At 52.2% G+C, this 17,651-nt stretch carries 11 protein-coding genes, 1 tRNA gene, 2 rRNA genes and 1 riboswitch; of the genes, 8 read left to right on the top strand and 6 right to left on the bottom strand.

What is annotated here, in order from left to right; genetic code table 11:
• Nucleotides 1-29: 29 nt before the first annotated feature.
• Complete coding sequence (locus GAP13_RS09220; protein WP_158908039.1) at nucleotides 30-1,646, top strand: YifB family Mg chelatase-like AAA ATPase; 1,617 nt, start codon at nucleotides 30-32, stop codon at nucleotides 1,644-1,646.
• Between the two features lie 8 nt (nucleotides 1,647-1,654).
• Here GAP13_RS09220 and GAP13_RS09215 read toward each other — a convergent pair whose 3' ends face one another.
• The 5 genes from GAP13_RS09215 to GAP13_RS09195 form a co-directional block, all read right to left on the bottom strand.
• The gene (locus tag GAP13_RS09215; protein ID WP_158908038.1) at nucleotides 1,655-2,731 is read right to left on the bottom strand and encodes a Gfo/Idh/MocA family protein; all 1,077 of its coding nucleotides are present in this window, start codon (nucleotides 2,729-2,731) and stop codon (nucleotides 1,655-1,657) included.
• 46 nt (nucleotides 2,732-2,777) lie between these two features.
• The gene (locus GAP13_RS09210; protein WP_158908037.1) at nucleotides 2,778-3,812 is read right to left on the bottom strand and encodes a zinc-dependent alcohol dehydrogenase; all 1,035 of its coding nucleotides are present in this window, start codon (nucleotides 3,810-3,812) and stop codon (nucleotides 2,778-2,780) included.
• A 57-nt stretch (nucleotides 3,813-3,869) separates the two neighbouring features.
• Nucleotides 3,870-4,955, bottom strand: coding sequence for a sugar kinase (locus tag GAP13_RS09205; protein WP_158908036.1), 1,086 nt, complete (start codon nucleotides 4,953-4,955; stop codon nucleotides 3,870-3,872).
• Between the two features lie 74 nt (nucleotides 4,956-5,029).
• On the bottom strand, nucleotides 5,030-6,481 hold the full coding sequence (gene gnd / locus GAP13_RS09200; protein ID WP_158908035.1) for a decarboxylating NADP(+)-dependent phosphogluconate dehydrogenase: 1,452 nt from the start codon (nucleotides 6,479-6,481) through the stop codon (nucleotides 5,030-5,032).
• Between the two features lie 27 nt (nucleotides 6,482-6,508).
• Nucleotides 6,509-7,360 (bottom strand): MurR/RpiR family transcriptional regulator, encoded by an 852-nt coding sequence (locus GAP13_RS09195; RefSeq protein ID WP_158908034.1) that lies wholly within the window; start codon nucleotides 7,358-7,360, stop codon nucleotides 6,509-6,511.
• Between the two features lie 197 nt (nucleotides 7,361-7,557).
• On the opposite strand from GAP13_RS09195, the gene GAP13_RS09190 reads away from it, so the two are divergent.
• From GAP13_RS09190 to GAP13_RS09180, 3 genes are read left to right on the top strand one after another with little or no spacing between them, the layout of a single operon-like run.
• Nucleotides 7,558-8,808, top strand: coding sequence for an ABC transporter substrate-binding protein (locus GAP13_RS09190; RefSeq protein WP_158908033.1), 1,251 nt, complete (start codon nucleotides 7,558-7,560; stop codon nucleotides 8,806-8,808).
• A 49-nt stretch (nucleotides 8,809-8,857) separates the two neighbouring features.
• On the top strand, nucleotides 8,858-9,748 hold the full coding sequence (locus GAP13_RS09185) for a carbohydrate ABC transporter permease (protein WP_158908032.1): 891 nt from the start codon (nucleotides 8,858-8,860) through the stop codon (nucleotides 9,746-9,748).
• Nucleotides 9,749-9,759: 11 nt separating this feature from the next.
• Nucleotides 9,760-10,575, top strand: a complete 816-nt coding sequence (locus GAP13_RS09180; protein ID WP_158908031.1) for a carbohydrate ABC transporter permease — start codon at nucleotides 9,760-9,762, stop codon at nucleotides 10,573-10,575.
• A 112-nt stretch (nucleotides 10,576-10,687) separates the two neighbouring features.
• Here GAP13_RS09180 and GAP13_RS09175 read toward each other — a convergent pair whose 3' ends face one another.
• A complete protein-coding gene (locus tag GAP13_RS09175; RefSeq protein WP_158908030.1) occupies nucleotides 10,688-12,055 on the bottom strand; it encodes a TrpB-like pyridoxal phosphate-dependent enzyme in 1,368 nt (455 codons plus the stop codon).
• A gap of 167 nt (nucleotides 12,056-12,222) precedes the next feature.
• Nucleotides 12,223-12,307: riboswitch (NiCo riboswitch) on the top strand.
• A 58-nt stretch (nucleotides 12,308-12,365) separates the two neighbouring features.
• On the opposite strand from GAP13_RS09175, the gene GAP13_RS09170 reads away from it, so the two are divergent.
• The 4 genes from GAP13_RS09170 to GAP13_RS09155 form a co-directional block, all read left to right on the top strand.
• Nucleotides 12,366-13,235 carry a cation diffusion facilitator family transporter gene (locus tag GAP13_RS09170; protein WP_158908029.1) on the top strand — a complete coding sequence of 290 codons (870 nt, stop codon included), beginning with the start codon at nucleotides 12,366-12,368 and terminating at the stop codon, nucleotides 13,233-13,235.
• A 426-nt stretch (nucleotides 13,236-13,661) separates the two neighbouring features.
• Nucleotides 13,662-15,203 (top strand): 16S ribosomal RNA (locus GAP13_RS09165).
• A 133-nt stretch (nucleotides 15,204-15,336) separates the two neighbouring features.
• Nucleotides 15,337-15,410, top strand: a tRNA-Ile gene (locus tag GAP13_RS09160).
• A gap of 142 nt (nucleotides 15,411-15,552) precedes the next feature.
• Nucleotides 15,553-17,651 (top strand): 23S ribosomal RNA (locus GAP13_RS09155); the annotation flags it as partial.

Genomic DNA, 17,651 nt, shown 5'->3' with positions numbered 1-17,651 from the left:
TCCTATGAGATGATGGAGCAAGAGGCGGTATGGAAATTTATGCACATGAGCCTTTGGGTTTCGACGGTTTTCTTGTCCGCGTAGAGGCTGATATACGAAATGGCATCCCGGCGGTGGAAATTGTGGGCCTTGCATCGACATCGGTCCGTGAGGCGCGCGAACGGGCGCGGATTGCGGTGCGGAATGCAGGCTTTGAATTTCCGCAGGATCGAATTCTCGTCAATTTGTCCCCGGCAGATCTGCCAAAAGAAGGTTCCGCCTACGATTTTCCTATTGCGCTGAAAATACTTTCTCAATCAGGGCAGATTGCGGATGTACCTTTTCCGGTTCTTGCGATGGGAGAGCTGACGCTCGAGGGCGAGATACAACCTGTACGAGGAATTTTGCCAGCAGCGCGCGCCGCGGCCGAAAAAGGCATAGGAACCTGTATTGTTCCGATTGAGAATGCAAGCGAGGCCATGGTTGTTTCTTCCATGCAGGTATGGCCAATTTCCCATCTTTCCCAAGCGCGGCAGATTCTGATCGCGCTGAGAGAAGGAGAAAAGCCTGGCATGTTTTTGGACGGAACCCTGTTGGGGCATGGATTTGGGCATGATTTGCAAGCGGATTCCGCGCCGGATTCCATGCCTGATTCTCACATGAATTATAGCCCTGGCGCGTGGGAACATGAGCAAAGCCTCGATTTTCGGGATTTCAAGGGCGACGAGAAATTTATACGCGCGCTGGTGGTCGCTGCTGCCGGAGGGCATAATATGTTTCTTGCAGGGCCTCCGGGGGCTGGGAAGACAATGGCAGCAAACCGATTTCCATCTCTTTTGCCGGATCTGGAGGCCACAGAAGCGCTTGATACGGCTTCGCTCTATTCGCTGTGGGGACAGAAGCAGGCTCGATTTACGAAAAGGCCGCCATTTCGCGCGCCCCATCATTCGGCGAGCCTTGAAGGTATTTTGGGGGGCTCCAAACCTCTGCGCCCAGGCGAGGTAAGCCTTGCTCACCATGGCATTCTCTTTCTCGACGAATGTCCAGAATTCAGACGAGATGTGCTGCAAGCGCTTCGTGAACCGGTCGAGCGCGGCTATGTCGATATTGTCCGGGCGGGTCGGGTCATTCGGTTTCCTTCCGATTTCCAGCTGATAATGGCAGCAAATCCATGTCCCTGCGGAAACCTTGGCATACCCGGCAAAACCTGTCTCTGTACTCCTGAAGAGATTCGGCGCTATTGGAAAAAGCTTGGCGGTCCTTTGCTCGATAGAATCGATATGCGAGTCGCTGTAGTGCCGCCGGGGCCTTCACGTCTCTTGCGCGCGCAATCGATATCACATTCTGATCTTCAAAAAAAGGTGCTGAATGCGCGCATTCGGCAGCGTGAACGCTTGCAAAGAGCCGATGCAAGAAATGTACGAACGAATGCCAGAATTCCGCCAGGCCATATCCCCGAATTATGCAAGGTTACCGGAAATGCAGAAAAGCTATTTCTTTCTGGAGTATCAAGTTATGGTTTGTCTGCCAGGGCTGGGCACAGTATTCTCAAAGTGGCGCGCACTATAGCCGACCTCGACGGACGCCAGGAAATCGGCGAATCGGCAATCGAGGAGGCGATAGAATATCGCCAGCTAGGCGATGGAGATGCGATCTGGCCGGGATAATCTTTATCTTAATACCGCACCGGCTTGTCTTCCTTGTTCGAGCGATAGATTCCTTCGATAATGCGCGCGACCTGCAAGCCGTCGCGGCCGGAGACTGCCGGCGTTCTGCCTTCAAGGATCGCTCTGGCAAAATCCTCCTCTTGCAAAGAGAAGAAATGCCAGGTCGCGTCGATGCCTGCAAAGAAGGCTTTATCCTCTTTATGCCACTGTTCGCGCAAGGCTTCCTGCCCGGGAACAGTCCAGAGATCGTTGTACGGCGGCTCGAGCACTCCGCTGCGCCCCGCTATGAACATGGCGCCGCCATCAGTCTGGACGCCTGCGGAAGCTCCCGACGAACCATGGATGTGCACTTTTGCATAAATGCCTGGTTTTTGAGAGTTCGAAATAAAAACGGAAGCAAGGCCGCCTGACTTGAAGCGGACTGTCGCTACAGCCGAATCATCGACCTCTATATATGGATGATTGACGTTTGCCCATGCGCCGTAGACCTCAGCGACTTCTCCCATATACCAGCACAAGAGGTCGAACTGGTGCGGCGCTTGGTTGACGATGACGCCACCGCCTTCGTGCTCCCATGATCCTCGCCATGGATCGGAGCGATAGTATTCTTCATCGCGCCATCCGAGGATGGTGAGCTGACCGAGCAAAGGACTTCCGAGCAAGCCCTGATCGATTGCTTCGCGAATGCGGATGCAGGCGGGATACCAGCGCCTCTGCGATATCACGCTTAGAAAACGGCCAGTCGCTTGCGCTTGGCGCATCATCTCCTCAGCTTCGGACACCGACAATGAAAGTGGCTTTTCGACCAGGACATGACAGCCTGCGGAAAACGCGTCCATCGCATCGAAATAATGGCGCGGATGTGGCGTGGTAATCAAAACTGCTTCGACACCATCTTTTTGTACCATTTCCTGGACGCCATCTCTGGATGCCAGTTTCCATTGGGATGCGAATGCATCGCGCTTTTCTTTATTGTGGCCGCTTACGGAAACAAGCTCGCAATGAGGGGCAGCTGCCAGCGCTCGCGCATGAAGAGCAGCAACTTTGCCATAGCCAATGAGTCCAAAGCGAAGCTTTTTATTCATCCCGATATCTCCATTCGAGTCGAGGCTCTTGTGGCACTGCTCAATCTTATGGAATGAGCACAACCTTCAGAAGCCCTTTCTCGCGCTTGTACAGCCGCTCAAACCAGACCGGCCCCTCCTCAAGAGGCGCAACCGCGCTGATCACCGACCGCGGATTGATCTTTCTGCTTGCGATCAGTTCAAGCGAAGCAGGGTACTCTCCCGAAATGGCGCAGGACCCAAGAAGCGAAATTTCTCTCGTAACTACCGACTGCAATGGAATTTCCACTTTTGGGCTGATATTGCCGATAAGTGTGACGCTGCCGCCCTTCCGCACCACAGAAATCGCTGTTGCGATCGAAGCGCTTGCGCCTACTGCTTCAAATGCGCGATCGACGCCCCGGCCATCTGTCGCTTTGAGCACCTTGCTGGTGGATAACGGGTCGGCTGGATCCAGCGCAATATCAGCACCTGCCTGCAAGGCTGCAGCTCTTCGGTCTGGATCCGTATCGAATGCGAGAATGAGATGGGGCGAATATGCTCGTATAATCTGAATGAGCAAAAGCCCGATCAGGCCCGTTCCAACCACCGCTGCACGCTCTCCCAGCTGCATATTCGTAATGTGGAAGGCGTGCATCGCGACACTTATGGGTTCGGTAAGCGCTGCTTCCTCAAAAGAGACCGAATCGGGCAGATGATACAAAATTCTTTCTGGCACAACGACATATTCGGCAAATGTACCGTCTCGCTTGTATTCTTCGCACGACACGCCGAGCACTCGCCTGTTATCACAGAGATTCACTTCGCCACGCCTGCAGAAATAGCATTCGCCGCACCATACCGTAGAATCGAATGTAACGCGATCGCCAGGAACAAAATGCGCAACACCTGACCCACATGCTGCAACTACCCCCGCTGCCTCATGCCCCATAACAAGGGGAGGGCGTCGCCTTCCCGTAGAACCGTCTATGCCATGGACATCCGACCCGCAAATCGCGGCCGCTTTTATCTGAATCAGCACATCATCGGGAGCGCTGATCGTAGGCTGCGGGATATCCCGTACCTCAAGGCGCATATAATCTTCAAGTACCAAAGCTTTCATGCTGTGCCTCTTTTTTGCTCTGCAGCAAGCTATTGTTGACAAGTTATCGCTGACAGGTCAGCGCTGGATACGCGCCGAACCGCCCTTTGCAAGCGTTTTCACTTGTTCGAGCGTTGCCATTGTCGTATCGCCAGGATACGTGGTAATGAGTGCACCATGAGCCCATCCAAGCCGCAAGCATTCTTCCGGATCGAGCCCTTCGAGCATGCCATAGATGAGCCCAGCCGCAAATCCATCACCGCCGCCAACGCGATCGTACACATCGAGCTCCATCGTCGGCGCAAGCCAGTGCTGACCTTCGATCCACAACACCGCACTCCACAAGTGCCGGTTCGTCGATTTCACTTCGCGAAGTGTGGTCGCAACAACTTTTACATTCGGCCACTTGGCATGAACCTGCTCGATTGTCCCGAGAAATGACGCAGGGTCAAGTTTTGAAGCGCTATGGATATCGGGACCTGGCAGCCCAAGACCCATTTGAAGATCTTCTTCATTCCCGAGAAGCACATCGACATGCTCCACAATGCGCTCCAGAATATCAGATGGCTTTTTGCCTGTGTCTGCTGCGGCCCACAATTTTGCTCGATAGTTCAAGTCAAATGAGACAATCGATCCATGAGCGCGAGCTGCTTTCATCCCCTCGATGACCAGTTCTGGAGTCGTTGCTGACAATGCCGAAAAGATGCCGCCCGAATGGAACCAGCGAACGCCTTTTTCGAAGATAGAGCGAAAATCGAAATCGCCTGGCTTCAGCAAGGCAGCGGCTTCGTTTGCGCGGTTATAAAAAACAACCGGGGGTCTGACCCCCTGGCCTCTGTCCGACCACACAAGCGCAATATTCGGCCCCCGCACTCCATCGTATTTAAACCGCTTATAGATGCCCCTGACGCCCATCGACCGCACCGAGGCCTCCACTTTTTCGCCAAGCGGGTAATCTACCATTGCGCTCGCAATTGCTGTCCGTTTGCCGAAACATCGAGCCAGGTTCGCGGCCACATTATACTCGCCCCCCGATACATGCACGTCATATCGATCTGCGAACGCGAACGGCACGACGCCGGGATCCATCCTCATCACAAGCCCGCCGACTGAGAGAAAATCCAATTCAGCTTTTTCTGCGGGCATAATCTGCAATGCGCTCATTTATATTTCCTCCGTTTGTTCAATTCTGATAGCATAAATTCGATTTGCCGCCCAGCCTGCGGCTTTGCTCCATCTCAGACAACGTACGTGCTTGCTGCCGTCGACCCGCCATGGCCTGTCCAATTCGTATGGAAGAATTCACCACGGGGCTTATCGATTCGCTCATAGGTGTGCGCGCCGAAATAGTCTCGCTGCGCTTGCAGAAGGTTCGCCGGCAGGCGCTCTGTTCTGAGACCATCAAACCACTCGAGTGCGGAAGAGAGAGCAGGTACCGGAATGCCCGAAGCGACAGCTTCGCCTACGACATTTCTCAATGCGGATTCATTTTCCAGAACCTGCGCTGCAAAGAACGGCGCAAATACCAGATTGGAAAGGGATGGTTCCGCGTCGAAAGCTTCTTTTATTCTACCCAGGAACCTGGAGCGGATGATGCATCCTCCTCTCCACATGAGCGCGATTGAACCATAATTCAGCTTCCATCCATATTCTGCAGCCGCTTCCCGAAGAAGCATAAAGCCTTGTGCATATGAAATGATTTTCGCGGCATACAGCGCCTTGCCCAAATCTTCGATGAATGCGCCACGCGACCCTTTGAACCGAGCTCCGGACGGCTTTCCGAGTATCTTTACCGCTCTCACGCGCTCGTCTTTCATTGCTGATAGGCAGCGCGCAAACACCGCTTCGACTATCAAGGTGACAGGCACACTGAAATCGAGCGCGGTGATGCCAGTCCATTTTCCCGTGCCCTTCTGGCCTGCCGCGTCGAGTATTTTGTCGACAATAGGCAAGCCGTCTTCATCCTTGAATCGAAGGATATCGCGAGTGATGGCGACGAGATAACTGTCCAGCTCGCCTTTATTCCATGCTTCGAACACATCGGCCATCTCGTCTGGCGTCATGCCGAGTTGGTCGCGCATCATATGGTACACTTCGGCGATAAGCTGCATATCGCCGTACTCGATGCCATTGTGTACCATTTTGACGAAATGGCCTGCACCCCCAGGACCAACCCAGTCACAGCAAGGGCTTCCATCGTCGACCTTTGCCGCAATAGCCTGGAAAATCGGCTTGATATGGGGCCAAGCAGCTTCAGACCCTCCTGGCATGAGCGAAGGGCCATTGAGCGCCCCTTCTTCACCGCCGGAAACACCTGTGCCGACATACAAAAGCCCTTTACCTTCCAGTTCTGCCAGCCGCCGCATCGTGTCCTGATAATTCGAATTGCCGCCGTCGACAATGATGTCGCCCGGTTCAAGCAATGGAGCGATTTGTGCAATGGTATCGTCTACCGCCGAGCCTGCCCGCACCATTATCATCACAATTCTCGGCTTTTTAAGCACAGCAACAAGCTCTTTCGGTGAATGCGCACCAATAATATGTTTGCCAGCCCCGCGACCGCTGGTAAAGGCGTCTACTTTTTCGACAGTTCTGTTATACACAGCTATTGTAAAGCCGTGGCTTTCCATGTTGAGCACGAGATTTTCGCCCATCACCGCAAGGCCGACCAGTCCAATATCTGCTTTCATAGAGCCCTCCCACAATTCTTGTATGATTTACATGCGGCGCTTCGCAATTGCCGCCCGCATTTTTTCCACTTTCTGGATGCCGCACTCCCCGAGCTGTTCCATAATTGCAATGTAGAGTGAATCAATCATTGCAAGCTGAGCGATTCTCGCGGAAAATGCTTCGGATATCATCGACGAGCCGGATGAAGCCGAGATAAAAAGCCTGTCGCTCATCCTCGCCAGCGGCGATCGGGGGTATGTAGTAATCACACAGAGAAATGCGCCCGCGTTCTTTGCAATTTCCGCGATTCTGAGCGTGTCTTTGTTGACGCCAGTATGAGAAATAACGATTGCAGTGTCCTTCTCGCCAAGCTGTGAGGCTATCATAAGCTGCAAGTGGTAGTCTTCAGCATTCACGCAATGAATTCCCGTCCGTATGAGCTTGTGCACGGCATCTTTTGCAACAATAGCCGAACCGCCAAGACCGAAAAGGTGAACACAGCCAGCTTCGATAATACGAGAGGCGAGCGCCGCGAGCGCGCTTCGATCAATCATGGAAGAAGTCAGCTCCAGCGCTTTTTGAGCGGAACTGAAGGCAATTTGCACGGGATCATCATTCCGATCGACTATCGTCTCGTAGATTTTTGCTTCCGGGGCAAGCGCTTCGGATGCCAGGGATATTCTGAACTGCTGATAGCCCTTGAACCCGAGTTTTTTGACAAACCTGACAAGCGTGGATACTGACACACCGATCGATTCGGACAGCTCTTCGATGCTGGGGTGCACCGCCTTGGCGGGGTTGGCAAGGATATAATCTGCAATCCATCGCTCTCTGTCGCTGAAATCTTCCATAAGTGAATGAATGAGGTAAAGGCAATTCGAGGATTTTGGCTTCTCCATGAGATGGTTCCTTGCTTGCTATTGTATGCTCGAGATAAAAAAAAGTACATACTGCTGGTGAAAAATTTCATTCATTTGCAAGAAAATTATTATTCACAGATTGACGAAAGGGGCACTCTTGTTCCATAGTAATAGACAGGACAAACCGAATGGCGGTCTGTCTGGTAATTTCTCTAGTTCCGTGCAAGGAGGCTATGATGAAAAGCAAATTGATGCTTGTCATCCTGGTGGTTCTGACTGTGCTCTCTGTAGGAGCCCAGCAGAAGGAAATTCGAGTTCTGCTCGCAAATCATCCATATGGCGATTTGCTCAAAGCAGCGATACCCGAATATGAAAAGGCAACCGGCGTCAAGGTCAATGTCGAGAGTCTTCAGGAGAGCCAGCTTACTACCAAGCTCACCACTGAGTTTGCAACCCGCTCTTCTACTGTAGATGTATTCATGACCAGGCCGCTTCAGGAAGCGAAAATGTTCTACAAGAACGGATGGTATGAACCTCTGACCGATTACGATTTTTCCGATTACCCGAAGAATGCACTCGATGTTGCTACTTTTGGCAATAAAGCCTATCTGGTGCCTCTCGTTACCGAGTGGGAAGTTCTGTACTATCGCGTCGATCTCTTTAAGAAAGCAGGCCTTTCAGTTCCGACCAATTTCACCGAGCTCGAAATGGCGGCCAAGAAGCTAAATTCTGCTGATATCGCTGGATTTGCTTCAAGAGGCAAGGGTGCTGCGGCAGTCACACAGTTGTCAAGCTATGTGTATAATTATGGTGGCACGTACCTCGACAAAGGCAAAGCGGTCTTCAATTCCAAAGAAGCGCTCGATGCCATCAGATTCTATGGCAAGATGCTCGCCAATTATGGCCCAGCTGGCATTACCAACATGTCCTGGGAGAATATCATGCCGCTGTTCCAGGCAGGTAAAGTCGCCATGTGGACTGATGCATCGGTTTTCTATGGCCAGATCGTCGATCCTACCAAGAGCCAGATCCCTGCAGAGAATGTTGGAATTGCAAATTTCCCCGCTGGCCCAAAAGGCAATACCCCATATATCGTTGTTTCCTGGGGAATGGCAATCGCAAAGCAATCAAAGAACAAAGCTCTCGCCGCTGATTTTATAAAATGGGCAACCAGCAAGGAACTTGCCAAACGCGGCATGCTTGCTAACATCACAATGGCTCGCAACTCCGCCTGGAAAGATTCGGAAGTCCGTGCAAAAATTCACCCCGGACTCATTGCAACTCAGGAATATGCAGCGAAAAACGGCATTCCCTATGATAGGCCGTACATGAGCGCAGTCGGCGAAGCGCGCGATCTGATTGGCGAAGTCATCATCGAGTCGATCAATACTGGCGGCTCATCTGCGAAACTCGAAAGCCTCGCCAGAGACAAAGTTGCTGCAGTCAACAGTCTACTCGAAGATACTGGCGAATACGGTGTTTACTGATAATTTCAATGACTGATTTCGAAAGCGGCAAACCAGGAGAGATACCATTATGGCAATAAAGCGCCCGAAGGGGAGTTTTCTCGAAAAGAACTTGCATATTATTTTCCCTTTGCCTGCGGTGGTTTTTGTAATTGTTATGATGCTCTTCCCGGTTCTTTATACTTTGTTCTTGAGTTTTACAAACTGGAACCTCACTTCCGGTATGCCGCTTTCAATTGTATTTCTGAAATCTTACCAGAAGGTGCTCCGAGAGCCGCGCTTTATTGCGGCTCTCGGCAGGACTTTTTCATTCACTGCGCTTGCAGTTGCGGTTGAGACAATTCTTGGCATGATTGTCGCCCTCATTCTCAACCGCGAATTCAGAGGCAAAGGATTTACCAAGCTCATCATGCTTTTGCCGCTTGTGAGTACACCGGTAGCGATCGGCATTGTTTTCAATCTTTTCTACGATCCGACTATCGGGCTTGCAAATTTTGTCCTCACTCGATTCGGCCTCCCGCGGCAGGCATGGACTGGCTCGGCTGCAACAGTCATTCCATCTCTCGCGATAGTCGACATATGGCAATGGACGCCCATGATTGCGCTCATTCTGCTTTCGGGACTTGCAAGCCTTTCGAGCGAACCATATGAATCTGCACGGGTCGATGGCGCGAGTGAATGGCAGATTTTCTGGCGAATTACCTTGCCCATGGTAACGCCGACATTATTGACAGCCCTGATACTCAGGACTATCGATGCCTTGAAGACATTCGATATCATCTATGCGATGACAGGAGGCGGCCCCGGATATGCCTCGGAAACTCTCAATGTGATGGCTTTCAAGTACAGCTTTGAATACTTCCGCATGGGCCAGGCTTCTGTAATCCTGGTATTTCTTTTTATGCTCGTGCTCTTCATGAGCCTATTGATTGTGCGCATGCGCAAATCCCTCGAGCTGTAAGGAGGCCATGAATGAGAGCAGCCTTGATACGAAAAATATTGTTTTTTCTTGTGATATTGGCAATTGTCGTTCCTGTGCTGTTTCCTTTTCTCTGGATGCTCACTTCATCCTTCAAGACACAGGTAGATATTGTGGCGTGGCCACCGCGGCTTGTATTCAGCCCTACCTTGCAGAATTACGAGCGGGTCTTTCGTGAACAGAATTTTTTGAAATATTTCACGAATTCTTCCATTATAGGTATCTCGGCAGTAAGCTTGTCGCTCCTCATGGGCTTGCCTGCGGCCTATTCGATTGCCCGCTACAAGCAGAAGCGCCTTTCTATGTTTATTCTAATTGCAAGGCTCATGCCAGGAATTTCTTTTCTGATGCCTTGGTACATCATCTTTTCCAGACTCAAATTGATGGATAGCTATATAGCGCTGATTCTGTCGCACATGTTGATAACATTGCCCATAATTGTGTGGATCATGTCCAGCTATTTCGAAACCATCCCGATCGAGATGGAAGAATCCGCGATGGTCGATGGAGCCACACGGCAGCGCGCGTTTCTCTCTGTAGTTCTGCCGATTGCAGGGCCTGGAATCGTAACCTCGGTCACGCTTGCTTTTATTTTTTCGTGGAATAATTTTATGTTTTCCCAGGTTCTGAGCATGGAGCGCACGAGAACACTGCCAATAGCGATCTATAATTTTGTTTCGTATGCCGAAGTCGATTGGGGCGCAGTCATGGCTGCTGCTGTCGCCATCATGGCTCCAGCTATTATTCTCACAATGATATTCCAGAAATATGTCGTCAAAGGCCTGACCATGGGGGCGGTCAAGGGGTAGTATAAAATGACCAAAAAATAAAAGGGCCGCAGTTCGAAAGCAGCAGCGCCGCACTTTTCCCCTGAAAACCTTTCCGTGCGGCGCTGGCACTGGCTTGTTCTGTCAGAGCCTGCTATTTTGCAGGACCCGCTTTTGGCAGCGATGCAAGGGAGCGAGCCAGTTCTTCTTCGGAAAGCGAAAGATCCCCGAGCTCTCCCGCGAAATATTCCTCGTATCCCTGCAGATCAAGAAGCCCATGTCCGGATAGTCCGAACAGAATCACCTTCTCTTTTTGTTCTTCTCTTGCTCGAATCGCTTCGCGGACAACTTGGGCAACTGCGTGGCTGGTTTCCGGCGCTACGATAATTCCTTCAGTCCTTGCGAAGAGTACTGCTGCTGAAAAACATTCGAGCTGGGGAACAGAAACAGGGCGCAAGAGCCCATGCCGCGCTGCATGCGAAACAAGAGGCGCCATGCCATGATATCGTAGCCCCCCTGCATGACTGGGCGAAGGCATGAAATCGTGTCCAAGCGTATACATGGCAAGAAGCGGCGTCATTCCGGCAGTATCGCCATAATCATACGCGAAAAGCCCCTTTGTCATGCTCGGACAGGATGCGGGTTCGACCGGCACGATATCGATATTTGCGCCATCTATTTTATCTTTTACAAAAGGAAAAGAAAGCCCGGCGAAATTTGAGCCACCGCCGACACAGGCAATAATCGTATCAGGCGCTTTCTCGCCAAACAAAGCAAGCTGCCGCTTGGCTTCCAATCCTATAACGGTTTGATGCAGCATTACATGGTTGAGCACGCTACCCAGCGCATAGTGCGTTTTTCCAGTTCGATCTTCCAATGCCGCTTCTACTGCCTCGCTTATGGCAATCCCGAGCGAGCCTGGTGAATCAGAATGCTCCGCTAGCACAGCCCGCCCAGCGCGTGTGAGTTGGCTCGGGCTTGGCGTGCACGATGCTCCCCAGGTCTGCATCATCACCTTTCGGTATGGCTTCTTTTCGTAGCTTGAGCGAACCATAAATACCTGGCATTCGAGGCCAAACTGCGCTGATGCGAATGCGAGGGCAGAGCCCCACTGTCCCGCTCCTGTTTCTGTCGTAAGCCGCTTTGTTCCTGTGATTTTGTTATAGTAGGCTTGGGGTACCGCAGTATTTGGCTTGTGGCTTCCTGTCGGGGAAAGGCTTTCGTTCTTGTAATAGATGCGAGCTGGCGTGCCGAGGGCTTTTTCCAGATTTCGCGCACGCACGAGGGGAGTTGGGCGCCATCGTGCCAGAATCTCCAGTACTTCTTCCGGAATATCGATCCAGCGATCGCTGGAGACCTCTTGTTCAATCAGAGGTTCCGGGAACAGCGCCGAGAGCTGTTCCGGTTTCAGAGGGCTTCCGTCAGGAGCAAGTGGCGGGTTGGGGGTTCCTGGTAAATCCGCGGCGAGATTGTACCATTGTCTTGGAAGCTCGGAATCCGAAAGTGTTGCTTTTATGCGCATACATCCTCCTCGTTTTGTTGTGTGCTGGCTTGGCATGGGGCCAGGCGTTTCTATAAGTAGAAGCAAGCTAACCGAAGATTGCGTTTCTGTCAATAGAATCATCAAGAATTTTTGCAAAGAAATTTCGTTTTAGTATCTTGACCCTGAATATCGGATGGAATATAAGTGCATTTTTGATGGAGCAGGCCATTCTGTATCAGCAGGATGGAGCCGGGCGATACTGCAGCAGGATGGCTTTCCTGCGGGACCTATGATCGCGCAGATGCAATAATCTGTGCGCTGCAAATTTAGGTGCACTACGGAGGTCATCATGCAGGAATCTTTTCGCAAGCTGGGCTATTCCGAAGGAATTGCTTCAGCAATAATCAATACAATATTGTTTGGACTGAAAATCTGGGTAGGTATCAAGGCATCAAGCATCGCGATGACCGCTGATGCCTGGCACACCCTTTCCGATACGCTGACATCGCTTGTAGTAATTCTTGGGTTCTGGATATCAGGTCGGCCAAAAGACGAAGAGCATCCTTTTGGGCATGGGCGTGCCGAGGTCATTGCCGCGGTCGTCATTGCGACACTGCTGGCAGTAGTTGGCGCGAGTTTTTTCAGAGATTCGATCAGGCAGCTTATTGAAAGAAAGAACGCTGCATTTTCAACACTCAGCCTCATCATTTTCTCGATATCGGTTCTTGTCAAAGAAGCGCTCGCACGCTTTTCGCTATGGGCGGGCAAAAAAACACAGAGCCAGTCCCTTGTCGCTGACGGATGGCACCATCGAAGCGATGCGCTTGCCTCGCTCATGATTGTTGTCGGAGCAGTTGTCGGCAAATATGTCTGGTGGATCGATGGCGTGCTCGGAATCGGCGTTTCAGCATTAATTCTCTATGCTGCATATGATATTGCAAAATCAGCATTTAACGCCTTGATGGGCGAAAGCGCCGGCGCTTTTCTCTCGGGCGAGATCAGAAGAATTGCAGCTGAGACAAGTCCGCAGCTCAAAGATATTCACCACATCCATGTACATCGATATGGCGACCATCTTGAAATCACGCTTCACGCACGGATGAATGGGGAAACGAATATACAGGATGCGCATAATCTATCATCCAGTCTCGAGCGGGAACTCAAGAAAGAACTTAATGCCGACACGACAGTACACATCGAGCCAGAAAAACATGCATAATCATTGTTTTTATCGATTTTGCTGTTGACATTCGAAGAAGTTTTTAATATTTTCTTTTTCGCGCCGAGAGCATTTCCTGCTTGTGCCGGCAGCTTTGCAATACTGCAAAAAAAAAGAGCAAAAAGCAAAAAAAGCTCTTGACAACAGAGCTGAAGTTTGATAGTTTCATCGAGCGCTCTGGCGGGGAGCCATGAGTGCGAGCATGAGCGGAGCCGGGAGGCACTGGGCATGCGAGGGATCTGTGACAAAGGAAAATAGGGAAGGGGATAGAGGAAGGTTCTTCGAGGCCTTGGTGCTGCGTCAGCGGTGCTGAGGGCAAGGAGATGAGATGAATGCCGGCGGTTTCTCATTGTCAGAGGATGATGGGGGACTGCGAGAGAAAGGGCACTGTCTATGAATCTGACAGTCGAAAGGCTGTTAGGATACATCATGGAGAGTTTGATCCTGGCTCAGAACAAACGCTGGCGGCGTGTCTTAAGCATGCAAGTCGAGCGGCAGGCGCAGCAATGCGCTGAGAGCGGCGGACTGGTGAGTAACGCGTGGGTAATCTACCTTTGGCATGGGGATAGCCACTAGAAATAGTGGGTAATACCGAATACGTTCCCTGGGGGGAGGTTTCAGGGAAGAAAGGGTGCTACGGCACCGGCCGGAGATGAGCTCGCGTCCCATTAGCTTGTTGGTGAGGTAACGGCCCACCAAGGCGATGATGGGTAGCCGGCCTGAGAGGGTGTACGGCCACACTGGGACTGAGATACGGCCCAGACTCCTACGGGAGGCAGCAGCTAAGAATATTCCGCAATGGACGAAAGTCTGACGGAGCGACGCCGCGTGGATGATGAAGGCCGAAAGGTTGTAAAGTCCTTTTGCTGGGGAAGAATAAGTGTGGGAGGGAATGCCCGCATGATGACATGAACCGGCGAATAAGCCCCGGCCAACTACGTGCCAGCAGCCGCGGTAACACGTAGGGGGCGAGCGTTGTTCGGAATTACTGGGCGTAAAGGGCATGTAGGCGGTCTGGTAAGCCTGGCGTGAAAGGCCACAGCTCAACTGTGGGATTGCGTTGGGAACTGCTGGGCTTGAGTTATGGAGAGGGAGCTAGAATTCCTGGTGTAGGGGTGAAATCTGTAGATATCAGGAAGAATACCGATGGCGAAGGCAAGCTCCTGGCCGATGACTGACGCTGAGGTGCGAAAGTGTGGGGATCAAACAGGATTAGATACCCTGGTAGTCCACACTGTAAACGATGTGCACTAGGTGCTGGGGCGGTAGCTTCAGTGCCGGAGCGAACGTGGTAAGTGCACCGCCTGGGGAGTATGCTCGCAAGGGTGAAACTCAAAGGAATTGACGGGGGCCCGCACAAGCGGTGGAGCATGTGGTTTAATTCGATGGTACGCGAGGAACCTTACCTGGGTTTGACATACAGGGGGATGTGGCAGCGATGTCACAGACTGGAAACAGTACCCTGTACAGGTGCTGCATGGCTGTCGTCAGCTCGTGCCGTGAGGTGTTGGGTTAAGTCCCGCAACGAGCGCAACCCCTACTGCCAGTTACTAACAGGTAACGCTGAGGACTCTGGCGGAACTGCCGGTGACAAACCGGAGGAAGGTGGGGATGACGTCAAGTCATCATGGCCCCTATGTCCAGGGCTACACACGTGCTACAATGGGCGATACAGAGTGACGCGAAGCCGCGAGGTGGAGCAAATCGCAGAAAATCGCTCTCAGTTCGGATTGGAGTCTGAAACCCGACTCCATGAAGGTGGAATCGCTAGTAATCGCGCATCAGCATGGCGCGGTGAATACGTTCCCGGGCCTTGTACACACCGCCCGTCACACCATCCGAGTGGGGGGTACCCGAAGCCGTTAGACCAACCTGCAAAGGGGGTCGACGTCGAAGGTACGTCTTGTGAGGAGGGTGAAGTCGTAACAAGGTAGTCGTACCGGAAGGTGCGGCTGGATCACCTCCTTTCTACGAGAGAGGCGCTGGAAGCTGCTTTCGGGCAGCGGACAGCGAACGACGAACCTAAAGGCAGGGTCTTACAACGGATGCGTTCTCCTTTCTGCATCCGTGTCCAACCTCTATCTCTTTCCTTTTCTTTTTTGGGCCAGTAGCTCAGTCGGTTAGAGCACTTCTCTGATAAGGAAGGGGTCAATAGTTCAACTCTATTCTGGCCCATGAAGATACAGCGATACCGGAAGGCATTGCTGACTGGTTCTTTGACATACCGAGGGAAGGGTAAGGCAAATATGAGAGAGTAGCGGTGGCACATGGTGACATGTAAAGCCGTGAAGAGTTGTGGAAGAGTGAAGCATAATATGGTCAAGCGAGAGAGGGCGTATGGTGGATGCCTTGGTGCCGCACGGCGAAGAAGGCCGTGACAAGCTGCGAGAAGCGACGGGGAGGAGCACATATCCTGTGATCCGTTGATGGCCGAATGGGGTAACCCACCTGAGCGATCAGGTATCAGGCGCTGAATACATAGGCGACTGAAGCGATACCCAGGGAACTGAACCATCTCAGTACCTGGAGGAGAAGAAATCAAAAGAGATTCCCTTAGTAGCGGCGAGCGAAGGGGGAAGAGCCCAAACCCATACTGGTGTAAGGTGCACGCCGTTGCCAGTGGGGGGTAGTAGGAGTTGTCCGGAGGGACGTGCAGGACCTCGCGAAGTCAGAAGGGTGCGTGGTAGGAGAACGGCATGGGAAGGCCGGCCAGAGGGGGTGAGAGCCCCGTATCTTAAACGACAGCACACTTCGTGGGACAGCCACCTAAGTACGGCGAGGCTCGAGGAACCTTGTCGGAAGCTGGGTCGACCACGATCCAAGGCTAAATACGATGCGGCGACCGATAGCGGAATAGTACCGTGAGGGAAAGGCGAAAAGAACCCCGGTGAGGGGAGTGAAAGAGAACCTGAAACCATACGCCCACAACAGGTCGGAGGAAGCGTAATGCTTCTGACGGCGTGCCTTTTGTAGAATGAGCCTGCGAGTTACGGTAACGAGCGAGGTTAAGGCGTTGAAGCGCCGGAGCCGGAGGGAAACCGAGTCTGAAGAGGGCGAATGAGTTCGTTGTCGTAGACCCGAAGCCAGGTGATCTTACCATTGTCAGGCTGAAGCTCAGGTAACACTGAGTGGAGGGCCGAACTCTAGTGTGATGAAAAACGCAGGGATGAACGGTGGTAAGGGGTGAAAGGCTAATCAAACCTGGAAATAGCTGGCACTCCCCGAAATGCCTTGAGGGACAGCCTCATACAGCTATCAAGGAGGTAGAGCACTGTTTGGACTAGGGGTCTTCACCGGCTACCAAACCCAGGCAAACTGCGAATGCCTTGACAGAACGTATGGGAGTGAGACTGCGGGCGATAAAGTTCGTAGTCGAGAGGGGAACAGCCCAGACCGACAGCTAAGGTCCCGAAATACCGCTGAGTGTGAAATGAGGTGCGATTGCGAAGACAGCCAGGAAGTTGGCTTAGAAGCAGCAATTCTTTTAAAGAGTGCGTAACAGCTCACTGGTCGAGCAATGGTGCGCAGACAATGTAACGGGGCTAAGCGGTATACCGAAGCTTCGGATTCGTATCGTAAGGTACGGATGGTAGGGGAGCATTCCATGGACCGGAGAAGGCGACTTGAGAAGGTTGCTGGAGGGGATGGAAGAGAGAATGCAGGTATAAGTACACGAAAAGACGGGTGAGATTCCCGTCCGCCGAAAACCTAAGGTTTCCTGGGTAAAGGTCATCTGCCCAGGGTTAGTCGGCCCCTAAGATGAGGCGGAAACGCGTAGTCGATGGGAAACTGGTTCATATTCCAGTACCATGTAGAGAATCGAAGGGATGACGCATGAGGTGAAGCTCTGCCGGCGGACGGTTGTGCCGGCTGACGTGCCGAGCCTGAGAGGCTGCCAGGGAAATCCGGTAGCTGAGGTGAGGAGCGGAGGGAGCTGCGTTACGGCGTGGCGAAGAGGGTGTAATCATGGTGCCAAGAAAGAGTCTCTAAGGTGTGTCTCTACATGACCGTACCGTAAACCGACACAGGTAGGTGGGATGAGAAATCTAAGGCGCTCGAGATAACTCGCGTTAAGGAACTCGGCAAAATGCACACGTAACTTCGGGAGAAGTGTGGCCTACGGAAGTAGGTTGCAGAGAGCAGGCCCAGGCGACTGTTTACCAAAAACACAGGACTCTGCGAACGCGCAAGCGGACGTATAGGGTCTGACGCCTGCCCGGTGCTGGAAGGTTAAGAGGAGGAGTTAGCGGGGAGACCTGCGAAGCCCTGAATTGAAGCCCCAGTAAACGGCGGCCGTAACTATAACGGTCCTAAGGTAGCGAAATTCCTTGTCGGGTAAGTTCCGACCCGCACGAATGGTGGAACGATCTGGGCACTGTCTCAACGCGAGACTCGGTGAAATTTAAGTACCGGTAA

The organism is Rectinema subterraneum (assembly GCA_009768935.1).
Taxonomy (GTDB): Bacteria; Spirochaetota; Spirochaetia; order Treponematales; family Rectinemataceae; genus Rectinema; species Rectinema subterraneum.
Note: the sequence above shows the minus strand (reverse complement) of the source record. Positions and strands in the feature narration are given on the sequence as shown.